The organism is Micromonospora sp. NPDC049580 (assembly GCF_040675595.1).
Lineage (GTDB): Bacteria > Actinomycetota > Actinomycetes > Mycobacteriales > Micromonosporaceae > Micromonospora.
The window spans coordinates 13,074-28,556 of the sequence record NZ_JBFAPG010000020.1; the positions used below are offsets into that span (position 1 = coordinate 13,074).

At 73.5% G+C, this 15,483-nt stretch carries 19 protein-coding genes; 10 read left to right on the forward strand and 9 right to left on the reverse strand.

Annotated features, from left to right (window positions below):
- Window positions 1-188 precede the first annotated feature (188 nt).
- Entirely contained in the window at window positions 189-905 is a 717-nt protein-coding gene (locus AB0J68_RS03530; protein WP_354858356.1) for a hypothetical protein, read from the forward strand.
- Window positions 906-1,107: 202 nt separating this feature from the next.
- Window positions 1,108-1,749 (forward strand): class F sortase, encoded by a 642-nt coding sequence (locus tag AB0J68_RS03535; RefSeq protein ID WP_363935938.1) that lies wholly within the window; start codon window positions 1,108-1,110, stop codon window positions 1,747-1,749.
- 20 nt (window positions 1,750-1,769) lie between these two features.
- On the opposite strand, the gene AB0J68_RS03540 is transcribed toward AB0J68_RS03535, so the two are convergent.
- The 4 genes from AB0J68_RS03540 to AB0J68_RS03555 form a co-directional block, all read right to left on the reverse strand.
- Window positions 1,770-1,910 carry a hydrolase gene (locus tag AB0J68_RS03540; RefSeq protein WP_363935905.1) on the reverse strand — a complete coding sequence of 47 codons (141 nt, stop codon included), beginning with the start codon at window positions 1,908-1,910 and terminating at the stop codon, window positions 1,770-1,772.
- Between the two features lie 71 nt (window positions 1,911-1,981).
- Entirely contained in the window at window positions 1,982-2,299 is a 318-nt protein-coding gene (locus AB0J68_RS03545) for an antibiotic biosynthesis monooxygenase (RefSeq protein WP_354858312.1), read from the reverse strand.
- Window positions 2,300-2,325: 26 nt separating this feature from the next.
- On the reverse strand, window positions 2,326-3,123 hold the full coding sequence (locus AB0J68_RS03550) for an exodeoxyribonuclease III (RefSeq protein ID WP_363935908.1): 798 nt from the start codon (window positions 3,121-3,123) through the stop codon (window positions 2,326-2,328).
- A 37-nt stretch (window positions 3,124-3,160) separates the two neighbouring features.
- Complete coding sequence (locus AB0J68_RS03555) at window positions 3,161-4,081, reverse strand: PAC2 family protein (protein WP_354858309.1); 921 nt, start codon at window positions 4,079-4,081, stop codon at window positions 3,161-3,163.
- 401 nt (window positions 4,082-4,482) lie between these two features.
- On the opposite strand from AB0J68_RS03555, the gene AB0J68_RS03560 reads away from it, so the two are divergent.
- From AB0J68_RS03560 to AB0J68_RS03570, 3 genes are all read left to right on the forward strand, one after another.
- Window positions 4,483-5,340: a peptidase M23 gene (locus AB0J68_RS03560; RefSeq protein ID WP_363935910.1), complete on the forward strand. Its 858-nt coding sequence runs from the start codon at window positions 4,483-4,485 to the stop codon at window positions 5,338-5,340.
- Window positions 5,341-5,446: 106 nt separating this feature from the next.
- A complete protein-coding gene (locus AB0J68_RS03565; RefSeq protein ID WP_354858304.1) occupies window positions 5,447-5,593 on the forward strand; it encodes a hypothetical protein in 147 nt (48 codons plus the stop codon).
- Between the two features lie 46 nt (window positions 5,594-5,639).
- Entirely contained in the window at window positions 5,640-6,395 is a 756-nt protein-coding gene (locus AB0J68_RS03570) for an EcsC family protein (protein ID WP_363935913.1), read from the forward strand.
- Between the two features lie 19 nt (window positions 6,396-6,414).
- Here AB0J68_RS03570 and AB0J68_RS03575 read toward each other — a convergent pair whose 3' ends face one another.
- A complete protein-coding gene (locus tag AB0J68_RS03575; protein ID WP_355065590.1) occupies window positions 6,415-7,266 on the reverse strand; it encodes a GDSL-type esterase/lipase family protein in 852 nt (283 codons plus the stop codon).
- A gap of 187 nt (window positions 7,267-7,453) precedes the next feature.
- On the opposite strand from AB0J68_RS03575, the gene AB0J68_RS03580 reads away from it, so the two are divergent.
- The 5 genes from AB0J68_RS03580 to AB0J68_RS03600 are packed head-to-tail and all read left to right on the forward strand — an operon-like array spanning window position 7,454 to window position 12,029.
- A complete protein-coding gene (locus AB0J68_RS03580; RefSeq protein ID WP_354858297.1) occupies window positions 7,454-7,717 on the forward strand; it encodes a DUF6343 family protein in 264 nt (87 codons plus the stop codon).
- A 12-nt stretch (window positions 7,718-7,729) separates the two neighbouring features.
- The gene (locus AB0J68_RS03585; RefSeq protein ID WP_363935916.1) at window positions 7,730-9,145 is read left to right on the forward strand and encodes an NADP-dependent succinic semialdehyde dehydrogenase; all 1,416 of its coding nucleotides are present in this window, start codon (window positions 7,730-7,732) and stop codon (window positions 9,143-9,145) included.
- Window positions 9,146-9,197: 52 nt separating this feature from the next.
- The gene (locus AB0J68_RS03590) at window positions 9,198-10,163 is read left to right on the forward strand and encodes a TIGR03885 family FMN-dependent LLM class oxidoreductase (protein WP_363935918.1); all 966 of its coding nucleotides are present in this window, start codon (window positions 9,198-9,200) and stop codon (window positions 10,161-10,163) included.
- A gap of 37 nt (window positions 10,164-10,200) precedes the next feature.
- Window positions 10,201-11,775, forward strand: a complete 1,575-nt coding sequence (locus AB0J68_RS03595; RefSeq protein WP_363935921.1) for a Na+/H+ antiporter — start codon at window positions 10,201-10,203, stop codon at window positions 11,773-11,775.
- Window positions 11,772-12,029 carry a UBP-type zinc finger domain-containing protein gene (locus AB0J68_RS03600; protein WP_363935924.1) on the forward strand — a complete coding sequence of 86 codons (258 nt, stop codon included), beginning with the start codon at window positions 11,772-11,774 and terminating at the stop codon, window positions 12,027-12,029. Before AB0J68_RS03595 ends, AB0J68_RS03600 begins: the two co-directional genes overlap by 4 nt.
- Window positions 12,030-12,072: 43 nt before the next feature.
- Here AB0J68_RS03600 and AB0J68_RS03605 read toward each other — a convergent pair whose 3' ends face one another.
- From AB0J68_RS03605 to AB0J68_RS03620, 4 genes are all read right to left on the reverse strand, one after another.
- Complete coding sequence (locus AB0J68_RS03605) at window positions 12,073-13,395, reverse strand: MFS transporter (RefSeq protein WP_363935926.1); 1,323 nt, start codon at window positions 13,393-13,395, stop codon at window positions 12,073-12,075.
- Window positions 13,395-13,571 carry a hypothetical protein gene (locus AB0J68_RS03610; RefSeq protein ID WP_363935928.1) on the reverse strand — a complete coding sequence of 59 codons (177 nt, stop codon included), beginning with the start codon at window positions 13,569-13,571 and terminating at the stop codon, window positions 13,395-13,397. The genes AB0J68_RS03605 and AB0J68_RS03610 overlap by 1 nt, the downstream gene beginning before the upstream one ends.
- A 127-nt stretch (window positions 13,572-13,698) precedes the next feature.
- Window positions 13,699-14,949, reverse strand: a complete 1,251-nt coding sequence (locus AB0J68_RS03615) for a DUF222 domain-containing protein (RefSeq protein WP_363935930.1) — start codon at window positions 14,947-14,949, stop codon at window positions 13,699-13,701.
- Window positions 14,950-15,140: 191 nt separating this feature from the next.
- Window positions 15,141-15,404 carry a hypothetical protein gene (locus AB0J68_RS03620; RefSeq protein WP_363935933.1) on the reverse strand — a complete coding sequence of 88 codons (264 nt, stop codon included), beginning with the start codon at window positions 15,402-15,404 and terminating at the stop codon, window positions 15,141-15,143.
- Between the last annotated feature and the right edge of the window lie 79 nt (window positions 15,405-15,483).

Here is a 15,483-nt window from a genome sequence, read left to right on the forward strand (position 1 = left end):
TGCGGATCGTCCGGCCCGCGGGCGGGACGGTGGCGGGGTCAGGGTCGGTGGTGGTCACAGCGACCCGAGCGTACGCGACGTCGTCCGCGGATCGGATGTGATGTGCGACCGGTAATGAGAGGATCGATCTGGTACGGCAGGCCGGGCGGTCCGCTGCCCGGCGCGGTCCTACGGCGTCGAGAGGGGGCATCGTGGCAGTGACCCGCGGCGGCGTGACCCTGTCGATGGTGACCGTGCTCGCCGGCCCCCTGCTGGCCGCCCTCCCCGCACACGCCGCACACGCCGCTGGCGGTCCGGTGGCCGCCGCGTCGGTGCTCGCCGCGCCGGCTGCCCTCGTCTCCGTCGCCGCCGTGCCCGGTGCGCTCGTCTCCGCTGGTCTCGTGCCCGTCGCCCGCCCGCTCGTGCTCGTCGCGCCGGCGCCCGGGGGTCAGCCCGAGGGCCAACCCGGAGGCGCACCCCAGCCCGCTCCGCCGGTGGACGTCTTCGTCGAGGTCAGCCCCAGCACGGTGCAGCCCGGCTACCTGGTCGGCATCCGGGCCAGCTGTCGGGACAACTCGGTGGGCGCCACCGTCGTCTCCGACGCGTTCGGCGCGGTCGGCGTGCAACCGCAGCGCGGCGTGCTCACCGCCGCGCCGATGGTCCGCGAGCGCACCCGCCCCGGCAACTACCGGGTCAAGTTGGAGTGCCGCGACGGTGAGACCGCGTCGACCATGCTCCAGGTGGTCAAGAAGGTGCCGTCGCCCCAGCCCAGCCGAGGCCCGGCCACCGGTTTCGGTGGCAGCGCCGGGGGGATGACCGGCAACCTGCTGCTGCCCGGCGGCGCGGCGTTGACCATCACCGGGCTGATCCTCGCCGTGATGGCCCTGCGTCGACCCCGTACCGTCCGTGGCGTCGCGCGCCGCTGAGCCCGCCATGGAAATCTTCCGCCCCACACCCCCGCCCGCCGGCTCCCGCCCGCCCCCGGGTTCCCGCCCGCCCGCCAGTTCGTGGTCGCCCGACGACGCAGAGCCGCCCGCGGGCTCGCGTCCGGCGCGCGATTCGCGGGTCCCCGCCGACCGGCCACCGGTCGCCGACCGACCACCGGTGGCCGCCCGTCCGCCGACCGCCATCGCTCCTCGGCGCAGCCGTCCGTCGGGCCGTAGCCCCTGGTCGGTGCCGCTGGCGGTGGTGCTGGTCCTGGCGGGCGTCTTCGCCACCGGGGCGGGACTGGGCCGCTCGGTCGGCCCGTTCGACTGGGCCCCGGCAGGCGGTGACCGCCCGGCCCGCAGCGAGACGGTCGGGTTGTCGGCCAGTCGCCCGGTGCGGCTCACCGTCCCGGCGATCAAGGTGGCGGCGCCGGTGGCGCCCGTCGGGCAGGCGCGGGACGGCACGATCGCCGTACCGCCGCTGGAACGGCACAACGAGACCGGCTGGTACGACCGTGGGCCGACGCCCGGCGAGCCCGGTCCGGCGGTCATCGTGGGGCACGTGGACACCAAGAGCGGCCCGTCGGTCTTCTACGACCTGGGCAAGCTGAAGCCCGGTGACCTGATCGAGGTGGCCCGCGCGGACCGGTCGACGGTGGTGTTCAAGGTCGACACCGTCGAGCACTTCCCGAAGGACCGGCTGCCCGCCGAGCGGATCTACGGCCACGACGGCCCCGCCGGCCTGCGGCTGATCACCTGCGGTGGCCAGTTCATCGGCGGTCGTACCGGCTACGCCGACAACGTGATCGCCTTCGCCACGCTCCAGTCGTCGCGCAAGCCCTGACCCGAGCCCGCCGGGCCGCGTCAGCTCAGGAAGTCCAGGAGTTGGCGGGTGGTCTGGTCGGGGGCCTCTTCCGGGATGAAGTGCCCGACCGGCACCGGCCCGCCACGGACGTCGTCGGCCCACTCCCGCCAGATCGCGAACTCTTCGAACCCGTCGAACATGGCCGGACGCTATCAGCGCACGTCGCCGCCTGGGCGGGTTCCGTCGAGCCCGGGATCGTCGGCAGAGGTGGTCAGGGCTGGGGGACGTGCAGGGCCACCTCGAACTCCAGGAGGCTGGCGCCGGTGGAGACCGGCGGGCGGGGCTTGTCGCCGGGGGCGGCGGCGTGGGCCTCGCGCGACGGGCCGGAGGCCCAGGCCTGGTACGCCTCCTCGCTCTCCCACCTCGTGTAGACGAAGTAGCGGGTCTCGCCGGACACCGGCCGGAGCAGTTCGAAGCCGAGGAAGCCGGGGGAGTTCTCCACCGCGCCGGCCCGCGCCGCGAACCGTTTCTCCAACTCGGGGCCGGCGCCGGGCGGAACCTCGATTGCGTTGATCTTCACGACTGCCATCTGCCCACCCTAGCCAGCGCCGGCGCTCAGAACGCCTCGACGGCGGGGACCAGATCCGCGTCGACCACGATCGGGGCGTGATCGGAGGGGCCCTTGCCCTTGCGGGCCTCCCGGTCCACGTACGCCGAGCGGACCGCCCGGGTGAACGGGGCCGACGCGTACACCAGGTCGATCCGCATGCCCTTGTTCTGGTGGAACATCCCGGCGCGGTAGTCCCAGTAGGTGAACGGGTGCGGCCCCTTCATCGGGGTCGGCACCACGTCGCGGAGCCCGAGGTCGCGCAGCGCGGCCAGGGCGGCCCGCTCGGCCGGGGTGACGTGCGTGGAGTGGGTGAAGACGGCCGGGTCCCAGACGTCCGCGTCGGTCGGAGCGACGTTGAAGTCGCCGCAGACGGCCAGCGGCAGGCCACCGGCCAGCTCCGCCTCCAACGCGTCGCGCATCGCCGCGAACCAGGCCAGCTTGTACGCGTAGTGCGGGTCGTCCGGCGTCCGGCCGTTGGGCACGTACACCGACCAGACCCGCAGCCCGCCGCAGGTGGCGGAGATGGCCCGGGCCTCCGGTGCGGGAAAGCCCGGCTCACCCGCGAAGCCGACGCGGACGTCGTCCAGGCCGACCCGGGACAGGATCGCCACCCCGTTCCAGCGGCCGTCGCTGTGGCTGGCCACGGTGTAGCCCAGCTCGCCCACCTCGGCCACCGGGAAGGCGCCGTCCGGGCACTTCGTCTCCTGCAGGCAGACGACGTCGGGCCCGGTGCCGGCCAGCCACTCCAACAGCCGGGGCAGCCGGGCCTTCACCGAGTTCACGTTCCAGGTCGCCAGGCGCATGTCTCCACCCTGCCGCATCCGGTGCCGTGTCGCCGGGTCAGCTGCCCGGGGTGTCGCCGGGACGGGTCTGTTCGGCCAGGAACCGTTCCAGCTCCGCGCCGAGCTCGTCGGCGGTGGGCAGCGGACCGGCGTCGGGGGCGAGCAGGTTCCGCTCGCCGCGACCCCGGGCGAACGCGTCGTACTGCTCCTCCAGGGCCTGGACCAGTGCGGCGGCGTCCTCGGTCTGGGCGACCTGCCGGTCGATCTCCACCCGGACCACCTCGGCGGCCGAGCGCAGCCCGTCGCCGGGCAGCAGCAGCCCCGTGCTGCGCGACACCGCGCTCAGCAGCACCTCGGCAGCGGCCGGGTACTCGGTCTGGGCCACATAGTGCGGCACGTGCGCGGCGAACCCGAGCGCGTCGCGACCCTGCTCGCCGAGGCGGAACTCCAGCAGGTGACCGACGCTGCCGGGCACCTGGACCCGTTGCAGCCAGGGCTCGTACCCGCTGATCAACTCCGGACGGGTGGCGTGGGCGGTCACGCCGGTCGGCCGGGTGTGTGGCACCGCCATCGGGATCGAGTTGAGCCCGACGGTGAGCCGTACGTCCAAGCGGGCGGCGAGCCCCGCGACGGCGGCGGTGAACCGCTCCCACTGCAGGTCCGGCTCGGGGCCGGTGAGCAGCAGGAAGGGTGTCTCGTCGTCGTCGTTGAGCAGGTGCAGCTCCAGCTTGGGGGCGTCGAAGCTCTCCCAGTGGTCCTCGACGAAGGTCATCACCGGTCGCCGGGAGCGGTAGTCGAAGAGCTGGTCCACGTCGAAGGTGGCGATCGGCCGACCCTCGAGCGAGGTGAGCAGCTGCTCGCGGGCCAGCCGGCTGGCGTTGCCGGCGTCCACGAACCCGGTCAGGGCCTGGACCAGGACCGGCTGCCCGAGGTCGGGCAGATCGTCGGTGAGCTGATAGAGCTCGTGTGGGTCGAGCACCGGTGCGGACCTCCCTGGAATGTGCCTACGCGGATGCCGGCGCGGTGGACGGCACCCGATTCGGGCAACGTACCCGCCATCCTGGCGCATTCCTGCGTCGGGCGATCCGTCGACCGCCGACTGGGCGCGATCGGACGAACCACCCGATTACGCCGAACGGCCGATGGGCGGTTCGGCCCAAAGGCCGAGTTTGTCGATCATGTCGGTCCGCGCGGCCCGATGTCCGCACCTGTCGCCGTCCGTGCCGGCCCACGTGCCGCGCCGGTTTCCTCCGGTACGCGAGGTCCGTTCCCCGGGCGGGTCGACCCGCCCCGCTCGTCCACCCGAGGACCCCGATTCTGTGGCGAGGGCCACGTGATCACTGTGGGTGATTGGGGTTTCCGCCTGCCTAGCCTCGGTTGATGCGTGACGACGGCACCCTCGACGACCCGTACGCCCCGAGCAGCCCCACTACCGAAATGGAGGAAGGCACCTCAGCCGAACGGACAACCGCCGCGAGTCGGCTTCGGGCGTACGCCCGCGACCTGACCGGTCGACGCCGCGCCCAGGTGGCCCTCGCCACCGGCGTGGTCTGCTGCCTCGCTCTGGCCGCCGTCGCACAGGTCCGCGACGAGACCGCCGGCGCGGCGACGCGGGTCGACTCGAGCGCCGAGCTGGCGCAGCGCGCCGAGCAGGAGCGCGCGTCCCGCTCTCTCGACCGCGCCGCGACCCCCGCTGCCGCCCCCTCTGCCACCCCGTCCGCCTCCGCGACCTCCGCCGACCCGGACACCACCTCGCGTGCCCGCACGGTCGCCCCGGCGCAGCCGACCGACCCGGCGCCGGTCGCCGGCCTGGACGACGACCAGATGGAGAACGCCGAGGCGATCGTCCGTACCGGACGCAAGATGGGTGTCCCGCGCCGTGGCCTCGTCATCGCGGTGGCGACCGCCATGCAGGAGAGCAACCTCTACAACGTCGCCAGCGGCGTGCTGCCGGAGTCGCAGGACTACCCGCACCAGGGCGTCGGCTGGGACCACGACTCGGTCGGTCTGTTCCAGCAGCGCTCCAGCAGCGGCTGGGGCCCGGTCGGCCGGCTGATGGACCCCGAGTTCGCCACCCGGCAGTTCCTCAGCGCGCTGGAACAGGTGCCCGGCTGGCAGCAGATGCGGCTCACCGACGCCGCGCAGGCGGTGCAGGTCTCCGCGTACCCCGAGCACTACCAGCAGCACGAGTGGCGGGCCACCCGGGTGGTCGACGCCATCGTGCCGGCCAGGCGGTAGCCTACCGACCACTGTGGACGGTGAGGGTTGAGCCTGTCGCGTCCCGGGTACATCCGTTGCGGGTTCGGGGTACACATGACTGAGGGATCACCGACAGGAGGACGTTATGTCTTTGATGCAGCGGATCAGCACCTTCCTGAGATCGCCCAAGGGTCAGCAGCTGGTGGACCGGGGTCGGCGCGAGCTGGCCAAGCCCGCCAACCAGCAGAAGCTCAAGGGGTTGGCGGCGCGACTGTCCAACCGCCGTCGCTGACCGCGCCACCGGCCGTCCTGCCCGTACCCACCCCTGGGGAGACCCGGTGACCGACACCCCGCCCAGCGGCGGTCAGCCCGCCGCGCCCACGCCCGAGCCGTCGGCCGGCCTGCCGGCCGCGCCGGCGGCCGCGCCCGAGGGCCCGCCGGCCCGACTCTGGGACCGGATGCGCGACGATCCGCAGTACGCCCCGGAGCACCTCGCCCTGGAGGCGGTGCGCCGGCTCGGGCCGGAGGCCGCGCAGTGGGCCGCCCGCGCCCGCAGCGAGCACCCCGGTGTCTCGTCCGACGTCCTGGCCGACCAGGCGGCCCGCAAGTTCGTCAACCTGGCTCGCCTGTCCGGGGCGGTCTCCGGAGCGGCCGGGCTGCCCGGCGCCGTCCTCGACGTCGGCGTGCTGGCCTGGACCCAGGCGCGCATGGTCCTGCACATCGCCGCCGCGTACGACGTCGACCCGCTGCACAGCGACCGGGCCACCGACCTGCTCGTGCTCCAGCGGGTGCACAAGGTCGCCGAGAGCGCCCGCCTGGCGCTCGGGGTGGCCGCCGGCCGGGAACGCGCCGCCGCGCGCTTCGGCCTGGGCGGCCAGCGCCCGCTCGGGCGGGTCATGTTGCAGCTCGGCGTCCGGCTGGCGCAGATGGCCGGCGTCCGGGCCGCCAAGCGACTCGTCGCCAAGATCGTTCCGGGTGCGGCGATAGTGCTCGGCACCTGGGCCAACTCGTCCGCCACCAAGGACCTGGCCGAGCGCTCACGGGCGCTCTATCGTCGGCGCGGCACCGCCGTCCCGGAGCCTCGCCGCTCCTGAACCGCCTGGGCGGGGTGGTTCAGTCGGCCAGGCCGGACGAGCGCCAGGTCACCTCGGCCAGCCGGCCCTGACCGGTGGCGTTGGGGTGGAACCAGTCCAGCGGGTTGAGCAGGTCCAGGGTGAAGCGGACCTTGTGCGCCGCGCCCCCGTCGTGCCGGCAGCGCGACCCGTACGCCCGGCAGGCCGCCACCAACTGCGCGTTGTACGCGTCGATCCGGGCCCGGACGGCGGCCCGGCGGGCCTTGTCGGCGGGTGCCGTCGACGTCGCGTTGGCCAGTAGCGCCGGGCAGATGCCCCGCCGCCACGCTCGTGCCGCCCGCGCGTCGCCGTGCCCCACCTCCCAGAGGCGGTAGAGGTCGGGGATGCTCACCACCAGCACCCGGGCCTTCGGCCGGCCGGTCCGTAGCACCCGCAGGCCCCGGTCGACGTCGGCCCGGAACTGGGTCACCGGGGTCATCGCGTCCACGCCGCCCCGGCAGATGTCGTTGGCGCCGATCAGCACGGTGACGTAGTCGGCGCGGTCGCGTACGGCCGCCTGGGCCTGGCCCTCGAGGGCGTCGGCGCGGGCGCCGGGCCGGGCGTGGTTGTACGCCTTGCCGCGGATCGCGGGATTCTGGTCGAGCAGCCGCCGATAATGGCTCTGCACCCGCAGGCCGTCCCCGGTCGACCAGGAGTTGCGCTCGCAGGAGGTGAGCACCAGGCAGGAGGCGAAGCCGGTGCTGATCGAGTCGCCGAGCGCGGCGATGCCGCCGGGCCCGCCGGACGACGGCGGGCTCTTCGTGGGACGGGGGGAGGCCGACGTGCCGCCCTCGCAGGCCAGCGCGACCAGCGCGGCGAGACAGGCCAGGGCGGCAACCCAGCGTCGAGGCATGACATCCCCCGTCTCGCAGCACAGAGCGACAGCGCGGTAACTCTATGCGCTGGACGTGGTCGGGCGGGAAGTTGCTGTCGGGTATGTGGCCGAGCGCCGTCGAAAGAGCCGCATGAGTGCTATAAGCGCCACCAGTGCGCGCGATTGCTACCGGTTAACAGCGCCGATCGGGGGTAGCTCAGGAGGTATGACGAGATCGCAGCCCCGGCGTGCCCGTGGCACGGTCGGCCACGCGTACAGCGCGCTGAACCTCCGGCTCACCCTCGCCGGCTTCGGGTTGGTGATCATGGTGCTGTTCGCGGTGCTGGCGTTCTGGGCGGGGCTCGCCTGGCTCGGCGTGCTCTGCGCGATCTTCGCAGTCGTCGCCGTGGTCGACCTGGTCGTGATCCAGCGCCGCCGCGCCGCTCGCCGCCGTGAGGAGCCGGGCGTACGACACTCGCTGTTCGAGTGACAGGAGGACGAGATGCCCCACATCGCCACCACCAACCCCGCCACCGGCCAGGTGCTCAAAACCTACGAGGCGATGTCCACCGAACAGCTCGACGCCGCCATCGAGCGCACCAACCTCGCGTACCGGCAGCTGCGCGGCACCACCGTCGACCAGCGCGCCCGGTGGATGAACGCCGCCGCCGACCTGCTGGACGCCGAGCGCGACGAGATCGCCCGGATCATGACCACGGAGATGGGCAAGACGTACGTCGCGGCCCAGGCCGAGGTGACCAAGTGCGCCACGGCCGCCCGCTTCTACGCCGACAAGGCGCCCGCGTTCCTCGCCGACCAGCCGGCCGACGCCGCCGCCGTGAAGGCGACCCGGGCGTTCATCCGCTACCAGCCGATCGGTGTGGTGCTCGCGGTGATGCCGTGGAACTTCCCGCTCTGGCAGGTGATGCGCTTCGCCGCCCCGGCGCTGATGGCCGGCAACACCGGCCTGCTCAAGCACGCCTCGAACGTGCCGCAGACGGCGCTGCTGCTGGAGGACGTGTTCCGTCGCGCCGGCTTCCCCGAGGGGGCGTTCACCACAGTGCTGGTGGGCTCGGACGCTGTCGAGCGGATCCTCGCCGACCCCCGGGTCCGCGCCGCCACCCTCACCGGCAGTGAGGCGGCCGGGCGCTCCATCGCCCAGATCGCCGGCCGGGAGGTCAAGAAGACCGTGCTGGAGCTGGGCGGCAGCGACCCGTTCGTGGTGATGCCCTCGGCCGACCTGGACGCCGCCGCCGAGGTGGCCACCACGGCCCGCTGCCAGAACAACGGCCAGTCCTGCATCGCCGCCAAGCGGTTCATCGTGCACACCGACGTCTTCGACGCCTTCGCCGAGAAGTTCGTTGCGAACATGGCCGCGCTGCGCGTCGGCGACCCCATGGACCCGGGCACCGACGTGGGTCCGCTGGCCAGCGAACGCGGTCGCGACGAGGTGCACGCTCAGGTGCGCGACGCGGTGGACAAGGGCGCGACGGTGCTCTGCGGCGGCGAGCTGCCCGCCGGCGACGGGTGGTACTACCCGCCGACCGTGGTCACCGACCTCACGCCGCAGATGCGGATGTGGTCCGAGGAGGTCTTCGGGCCGGTCGCCGGCCTGTACCGGGTGTCCTCGTACGAGGGGGCGATCGAGGTGGCCAACGGGACCAGCTTCGGCCTCGGGTCGAACGCCTGGACCCGGGACGCCGCCGAGCAGGAGCGCTTCGCCACCGACCTGGACGCCGGCAACGTCTTCATCAACGGGATGACCACCTCCTACCCGGAGCTGCCGTTCGGCGGCGTGAAGAACTCCGGCTACGGCCGGGAGCTGTCCGAGCTGGGCATGCGGGAGTTCTGCAACATCAAGACGGTCTGGGTGGGCGAGGGCGCGGCTTCCGCCGGCGCCGGCGCGCACGCCGAGTAGCTTCCCGCGCGGCACGCATCACCGGACGCCGTCATGGGTAGGAAGTGCGCCCATGACGTCGTTCGGATTCCACGCCTCCCACGAGCAGATCCCTCCGCGCGCCCTGCTGGAGGCGGTGATGCACGCCGAGCGGGCCGGCTTCGACGCCGCCATGTGCTCCGACCACTTCTCCCCGTGGAGCGCCCGGCAGGGCGAGTCCGGCTTCGCCTGGTCCTGGCTGGGCGCCGCGCTGCAGGCCACCGGCATGCCGTTCGGCGTCGTCAACGCCCCCGGCCAGCGGTACCACCCGGCGATCATCGCGCAGGCGATCGGCACCCTCGGCGCGATGTACCCGGGTCGGTTCTGGGCCGCGCTGGGCACCGGCGAGGCCAGCAACGAGCACATCACCGGCGACCCGTGGCCGCGCAAGGACGTCCGCGCCGCCCGGCTGCGCGAGTGCGTAGACGTGATCCGGGCGCTGCTGGCCGGCGAGGAGGTCAGCCACGACGGTCTGGTCCGGGTGGACCGGGCCCGGCTGTGGACCCGCCCCGAAGAGCCGCCCGCGCTGGTCGGCGCGGCCGTCAGCGTGGCCACGGCCCGCTGGTGCGCCGAGTGGGCCGACGGGCTGATCACCGTGAACGCGCCGGTGGAGCACCTGCGCGAGATGATCGACGCGTACCGGGACGCCGGTGGCCGCGGCCCACTGCACCTCCAGGTGCACGTCTCCTGGGCGCCGGAGCAGGCGCAGGCCGAGGCGCTCGCGTACGACCAGTGGCGCAGCAACGTCTTCGCCCCTCCGGTCTGCTGGGACCTGGAGACCGTCGAGCACTTCGACGTCGTCTCGGCCGACGTGCCACCCGAGCGGATCGCCCAGGTGGTGAACATCTCGGCCGATCTGGGCCGGCACGTCGGCTGGCTGGAGGAGTACGTGGCGCTCGGCTTCGACCAGATCGCCCTGCACCACGTCGGGCAGGAGCAGCGCGGGTTCATCGACGCGTTCGGCGCCGAGGTGCTGCCGAAGCTGCGCCCGGGCGGCTGATCGGGCGTCGGCCGCCCGACCCCTACGCTCGTACCCCATGGAAAGCCTGTTTCCGGTCGTCGTCTTCCTGGCGATCGCCACCCTGGGCGCGGCGCTGGCCCGCCGGCTCGGCCTGCTCGCGCCGATCGTGCTGGTCGTACTCGGCCTGGGGCTCTCGTTCGTGCCGGGCTTCCCGCAGATCCGGCTCGAACCGGAGCTGGTGCTGATCGGCATCCTGCCGCCGCTGCTGTACGTCGCGGCGTTGGAGACGTCGGTGCCGGCCTTCAAGAACAACATCCGGCCGATCCTGCTGCTCGCCGTGGGCCTGGTGCTGTTCACCGCGTTCGCGGTGGGCGTCGTGCTGCACCTGCTGCTGCCGCAGGTCCCGTTCGCGATCTGCCTTGCCCTCGGCGCGGTGGTCGCCCCGCCGGACGCCGTGGCCGCCACGGCCGTCGCCCGCCGCGTCGGGCTGCCCCGCCGGGTGGTCACGATCCTGGAGGGGGAGAGCCTGGTCAACGACGCCACCGCGCTGGTACTGCTGCGGGTCGCGACCATGGCCTCCATCGGCACGGCCGTCGGCACCGACAAGATCGCCCTCGAGGTGCTGCGGTCCACCGGCGGCGGCATCCTGATCGGGGCGCTCGGGGCGCTGGTGTTCGGCTTCCTGCACCGGCGGATCAGCGACCCGCTGCTGGACAACGCGCTGTCGTTGATCATCCCGTTCGCGGTGGTGTTCACCGCCGAGCACCTGCACGCCTCCGGTGTGGTCGCGGTGGTCGTCACCGGTCTGGTGCTCGGGCACAAGCTGCCGCAACTGCTGTCGGCGGCGTCCCGGTTGCAGGTCGGCGCGTTCTGGCGGCTGGTCCGGTTCCTGCTGGAGGGACTGGTCTTCCTGCTGGTCGGGCTGCAACTGCGGGAGGTGCTGCGCGAGCTCGACGAGCCGACCGGCTCGCTCATCCTGATCACCTTCGCGGTGCTCGCCACCGTCTTCCTGACCCGGTTCGTGTGGCTCTTCCCGGCCACCTACCTGGCCCGGTTGGTTCCCCGGATCCGCCGTCGGGATCCGGCCCCGTCACCGAAGTTCCCGATCATCATCGGGTGGGCCGGAATGCGGGGCGTGGTGACGCTCGCCGCCGCCCTGGCCCTCCCGCTGACCCTGGCCGACGACGAGCCGTACCCCCGGGCCCTGTTCATCTGGTTGGCCTTCGCGGTGATCGTGGTCACCCTGGTCGGTCAGGGCGCCACGCTGCCGCTGGTCGCCCGGCGGTTGAAGCTGCCCCAGGACGACCCGGTGCAGGACGCGTTGTCGGCCGCCGGGGTGCAGCAGCAGGCCAGCAGGGCCGCACGGGACCGGTTGGAGGAGTTGGCCGAGAGCGCACCGGGGTCCGTGGTGGATCGGCTGCGCCGGGTGCAGGAGGACCGCACCAACATGGCCTGGGAACGGCTCGGCGGCGACGAGCGGGAGACCCCGTCGCAGGCGTACGGTCGGCTGCGACAAGAGATGATCGACGCCGAGCGGGACGTGTTCCGCGCCGCCCGGGACGCCGGTCGAATTCCTGAGGAGGTGCTGGTGCGGGCCTATCGTGACCTGGACCTGGAAGAGTCGTTGCTGCGGCAGGAGGTCGAGCAGTGAGCTGTCAGCACCTGGCCGAGGCCGGCACCGCCGAGCCGCGCACCCCCGACGAGTGCGCCGACTGCGTCGCCATCGGCGACACCTACTGGGTGCACCTGCGTACGTGCCTGAGCTGCGGCCAGGTCGGCTGCTGCGACTCGTCGCCGAACCAGCACGCGAGCAAGCACTTCGCGTCCACCGGCCACCCGGTGATCCGCTCGGCGCAGCCCGGCGAGGCCTGGCGCTGGTGCTTCGTCGACGAGGAGATCGGCTGACCGGTCCCGGACGGCGCTGGCCGGCCTGGCGCTCGGCCACCGCTCAGCGGTCGGTTCGGAGCGGCGTCGCGGGGCGGCCGGCCAGGGCCCACCGGGTGAGCGCGGGGCTGGCCAGGCCCACCACGGCGAAGAGCGCGCCGACGGCCAGCCAACCGGGCGTCCCGCCGTCGAGCACCACGAGCGTCAACAGGGCCGGGCCGGCGGCGCGGGCCAGACCGGCCAGCATGCCGTCCGCTCCCTGGTAGGCGCCGACCGCGTCGGGCGGGGCGAGGTCGTAGGCGAGTCCCGCTCCACCAGCCGCGTGCCACAGGTCACCGGCGGTGTAGACGACGGTGGCGACCAGCAGCAGTGCGACGGCCGCGGCGGTGGGCAGGCGGGCGGTGGCCGCGTACAGCAGCATCGCGGCGGCCAGCACCAGGCCGGCCCGGCGCATCGTCCGCGCCGCCGCAGCGGCGGTGTCCGCGCCCCGGCTCAGAGGTACCGCCAGCAGGACGGTGAGCACCGTGTTGGTCAGCAGCACCGCCGACACGACCGGCGGGGGCGCTCCGACCACGGTCACCGCCCAGAGCGGCACCACCAGCGTGAGGACCGTCTGATGCAGGGCGAGCACCGCCGACGCGCCACTGACCGCGAGGAAACGGCCGTCACGCAGCGGCCGTCCACGGCGGGCAGTGACCGTCGGGGCCGGCACGGTCGTGGGCTGCGCAGCCGGGGCTGGCACGGTCGGGCGCTGCGCGGTCGTGGGCTGTGCGGTTGGGGCCGGCGCGGTTGTGGGCTGCGCGGTTGGGGGACAGGCCGGCAGCCGCAACAGCAGCGCCGCCGACACGAGATAGGTGGCCGCGTTGCCAGCCACCAGGATCTGGTACGCCAGGTGCGTGTCGGCGGCCAGCGCGAACCCGGCCAGACCCGCCCCGACCGCGATGCCCAGGTTCGCCACCGCCCGTAGCGTGGCGAAGGCGTGCACCCGACCCTGCGGGCCGGCGACGGCGGCGACCAGCGCGGCGCGGACCGCGAGGTTGCCCGAGGTCAGCAGCAGGTCGAGCACCGCCACGACCAGGAACACCGGAAACGAGCCGACCAGCAGGTACGTTGCCGCGACCACCGCCTGGAGCACCTGGAGGACGGCCCGCAGCGTACGCGGGTCGCGCCGGTCGGCCAGACTGCCGAGCGGCACGCTGGCGGTCAACCCGACCAGCCCGGCGACGCTGAGCCCGACGCCCACCTGGGCGGCGGACAGCCCCACGTCCCGGGTGAGATAGATGGCCGCGCCGGTCAGCCACAGTCCCGAACCGACGGTGTTCGCCAACGTGGCGAGGGAGAGGGTGCGCAGCCGCCCGGCCGGCGGCAGCGGCGACACACCCCGCATCAGCGTGAGATGACCATGGCTGAGGCGAGGTCGATGACCCGGTCGCTGAAGGTGGCCGGGTCGCCGTCGGTGGCCTGGGTGCCGTGTGTGGCCCGGTTGTTGTCGGTGGCGCGGTTGTTGTCGGTGGCGCGGTTGTTGTCGATGGCCCGTCCGAACGTGTCGCCGTTGACCGTCATGGTGGCGACGCTAGGCAGGCCGGGCGGAGTTGGCGGTCCCGAAAGACGCGAGGCCGGTCACACCGCCCCGCCACGATGGCGTGGACCCGAGGGCCCCGCTCGTCACAGCTGGTGGGCTGGGCCGCGGTCACGTCCGCCGGTGGTAGTGGTTGCGGCGGGGGAGTTGGTCCGGGTCGAGCCAGGCCGGCGGGACGAATTCGGGGTGGCCGTCGCCGCTCAACTGGACGGTCCAGTCGCTGTGGTGGATGTGTCGGTGGTGGTGGCCGCAGAGGAGCACTGCGTTGGGCAGGCTGGTGTTGCCGCCGTTGGCCCAGTGTCGGATGTGGTGGGCGTCGCACCAGCGGGGTGGGCGGTCGCAGCCGGGGAAGGCGCAGCCGCGGTCGCGCAGGACGAGGGCGCGTCGCAGCGGGCCGGTGATGAGGCGGCGTTGCCGGCCGACGTCGAGTGGTTGGCCGGCGCTGCCGAGGACGGCGGGGAGGATGGCGGCGTCGCAGGCGAGGCGGCGGACCGTCTCCGGGGTGAGGCGGGGGCCGGTGTCGAGGGTGCCGGCGTCGAGCTGCCGGGCCAGCGTGTCGAAGCTGGTGGTGACGACGATCTGCGCGGGCTCGCCGCCGTGCTCGGGTAGCTCGCCGGTGCGCAGGGTGAGGCGGCAGAGGTCGGCGAGGGCGTCGTGGCGGCGTTGCCCGGGACTGCGCGCGTCGTCCGGGCCGGACGGCGCGGTCAGCGGGTCGATCGCGGCGCGGAGCAGGCCGCCGGCCTCGGCGTCCAGGGTGCCGCTCAGCCGCAGGCGGCCGTCCGACAGCTCGGACAGGGTGACGTGGCGGTCCCGGTCGGAGCGGCGGGCCTCGGCCTCCAACGCGGCCCGGGCAGCGGCTTCGGCGACCTCCGGTGCGACATGGTCGAGGATCCGGGTGCCCAGCTTGCGCAGGAGAGTCGGCTCGAACTGCCCGGCCCACCCGACCAGCACGCCGACCGCCTTGTCGGCGGCCTCGGCGCCGGCGGCCATGTGCACCGTGCTGACCGTGTCGCCGATGACGCGGGCCTGCTCCACTGTGATGTCGCCGCCGGCCAGAGCGGCGCGCACCCCCGGCGCTCCGGTGTCCAGCGCGCTGGCGAGGTCGACCAGGCGGCGGGCGGCGGAGACCGTGAGTCGTAGCCGCTCACGCAACCAGACGGCCGTCGAGGACGCGCCCTGCGCCTGGGCCGTGCCGCGGCCGTCCAGCTCACGCACGAGGGCCAGCTGCACGGCCGCCAGGCGCTGCTCAAGCCGGTGCGCGGTGTCGAGTGCCGCGACGAGGTCGGGCTCGGTGAGTGCCCAGGCCGGCGCTTCGACGCACGCCGCGACCGCCGCCTCAGCCTGCGTCAACTCCTCCACCATGGACCGAGAATAGAACAGGTGTACGACAACTTTGATGCTTGCCTACATCGGCGGTCGTCTCATGCGGCTGAGGCTGGGTGCCGGCTGCTCGCCGACCCTGACGCACGCTGAAGCGGCCCACACCTGCCGGGTGCGGGCCGCACTGCTGTCCCGATTGGCGCCGGCCGTCAGATCGACAATGGAAGCGGGCCTCAGGGCATGCCGCCGGAGTCGCTGGCGACGCCGCTGTCGTAGGCCCGGTTGTCGTCCCCGCCGTACCCCTTGCCGCGCAGACTGCCACGGCGCTGGCGGCGCTGCTCGTGTCGGCTGGTCCGGATCGCCTGGCGGGCTCGGCGCATCGCCTCCTCGGGCCCGTCGGCCTGGTTACGGCGACGGCGCCGCAGTGCGAAAAACGGCAGGACGGCCAGCAGTAGCGCTGCCGCCGCCCCGGCCAGGAGCCACGTTCGTCCATCCATGCTCGTGATGGTAGGTACGCAGGTGCAGCCGTGGGGGTGGGGGCCCCGGGGGGGGGGGGGCCCCCCCCGCTCGGAAGAG

Coding starts and splice junctions, on each gene's coding strand:
- AB0J68_RS03540 (WP_363935905.1), bottom strand. CDS start 1,910: ATGTTCGACGGGTTCGAAGAGTTCGCGATCTGGCGGGAGTGGGCCGAC.
- AB0J68_RS03545 (WP_354858312.1), bottom strand. CDS start 2,299: ATGGCAGTCGTGAAGATCAACGCAATCGAGGTTCCGCCCGGCGCCGGC.
- AB0J68_RS03550 (WP_363935908.1), bottom strand. CDS start 3,123: ATGCGCCTGGCGACCTGGAACGTGAACTCGGTGAAGGCCCGGCTGCCC.
- AB0J68_RS03560 (WP_363935910.1), top strand. CDS start 4,483: ATGCGTGACGACGGCACCCTCGACGACCCGTACGCCCCGAGCAGCCCC.
- AB0J68_RS03565 (WP_354858304.1), top strand. CDS start 5,447: ATGTCTTTGATGCAGCGGATCAGCACCTTCCTGAGATCGCCCAAGGGT.
- AB0J68_RS03575 (WP_355065590.1), bottom strand. CDS start 7,266: ATGCCTCGACGCTGGGTTGCCGCCCTGGCCTGTCTCGCCGCGCTGGTC.
- AB0J68_RS03580 (WP_354858297.1), top strand. CDS start 7,454: ATGACGAGATCGCAGCCCCGGCGTGCCCGTGGCACGGTCGGCCACGCG.
- AB0J68_RS03585 (WP_363935916.1), top strand. CDS start 7,730: ATGCCCCACATCGCCACCACCAACCCCGCCACCGGCCAGGTGCTCAAA.
- AB0J68_RS03590 (WP_363935918.1), top strand. CDS start 9,198: ATGACGTCGTTCGGATTCCACGCCTCCCACGAGCAGATCCCTCCGCGC.
- AB0J68_RS03595 (WP_363935921.1), top strand. CDS start 10,201: ATGGAAAGCCTGTTTCCGGTCGTCGTCTTCCTGGCGATCGCCACCCTG.
- AB0J68_RS03605 (WP_363935926.1), bottom strand. CDS start 13,395: ATGCGGGGTGTGTCGCCGCTGCCGCCGGCCGGGCGGCTGCGCACCCTC.
- AB0J68_RS03610 (WP_363935928.1), bottom strand. CDS start 13,571: ATGACGGTCAACGGCGACACGTTCGGACGGGCCATCGACAACAACCGC.
- AB0J68_RS03615 (WP_363935930.1), bottom strand. CDS start 14,949: ATGGTGGAGGAGTTGACGCAGGCTGAGGCGGCGGTCGCGGCGTGCGTC.
- AB0J68_RS03620 (WP_363935933.1), bottom strand. CDS start 15,404: ATGGATGGACGAACGTGGCTCCTGGCCGGGGCGGCGGCAGCGCTACTG.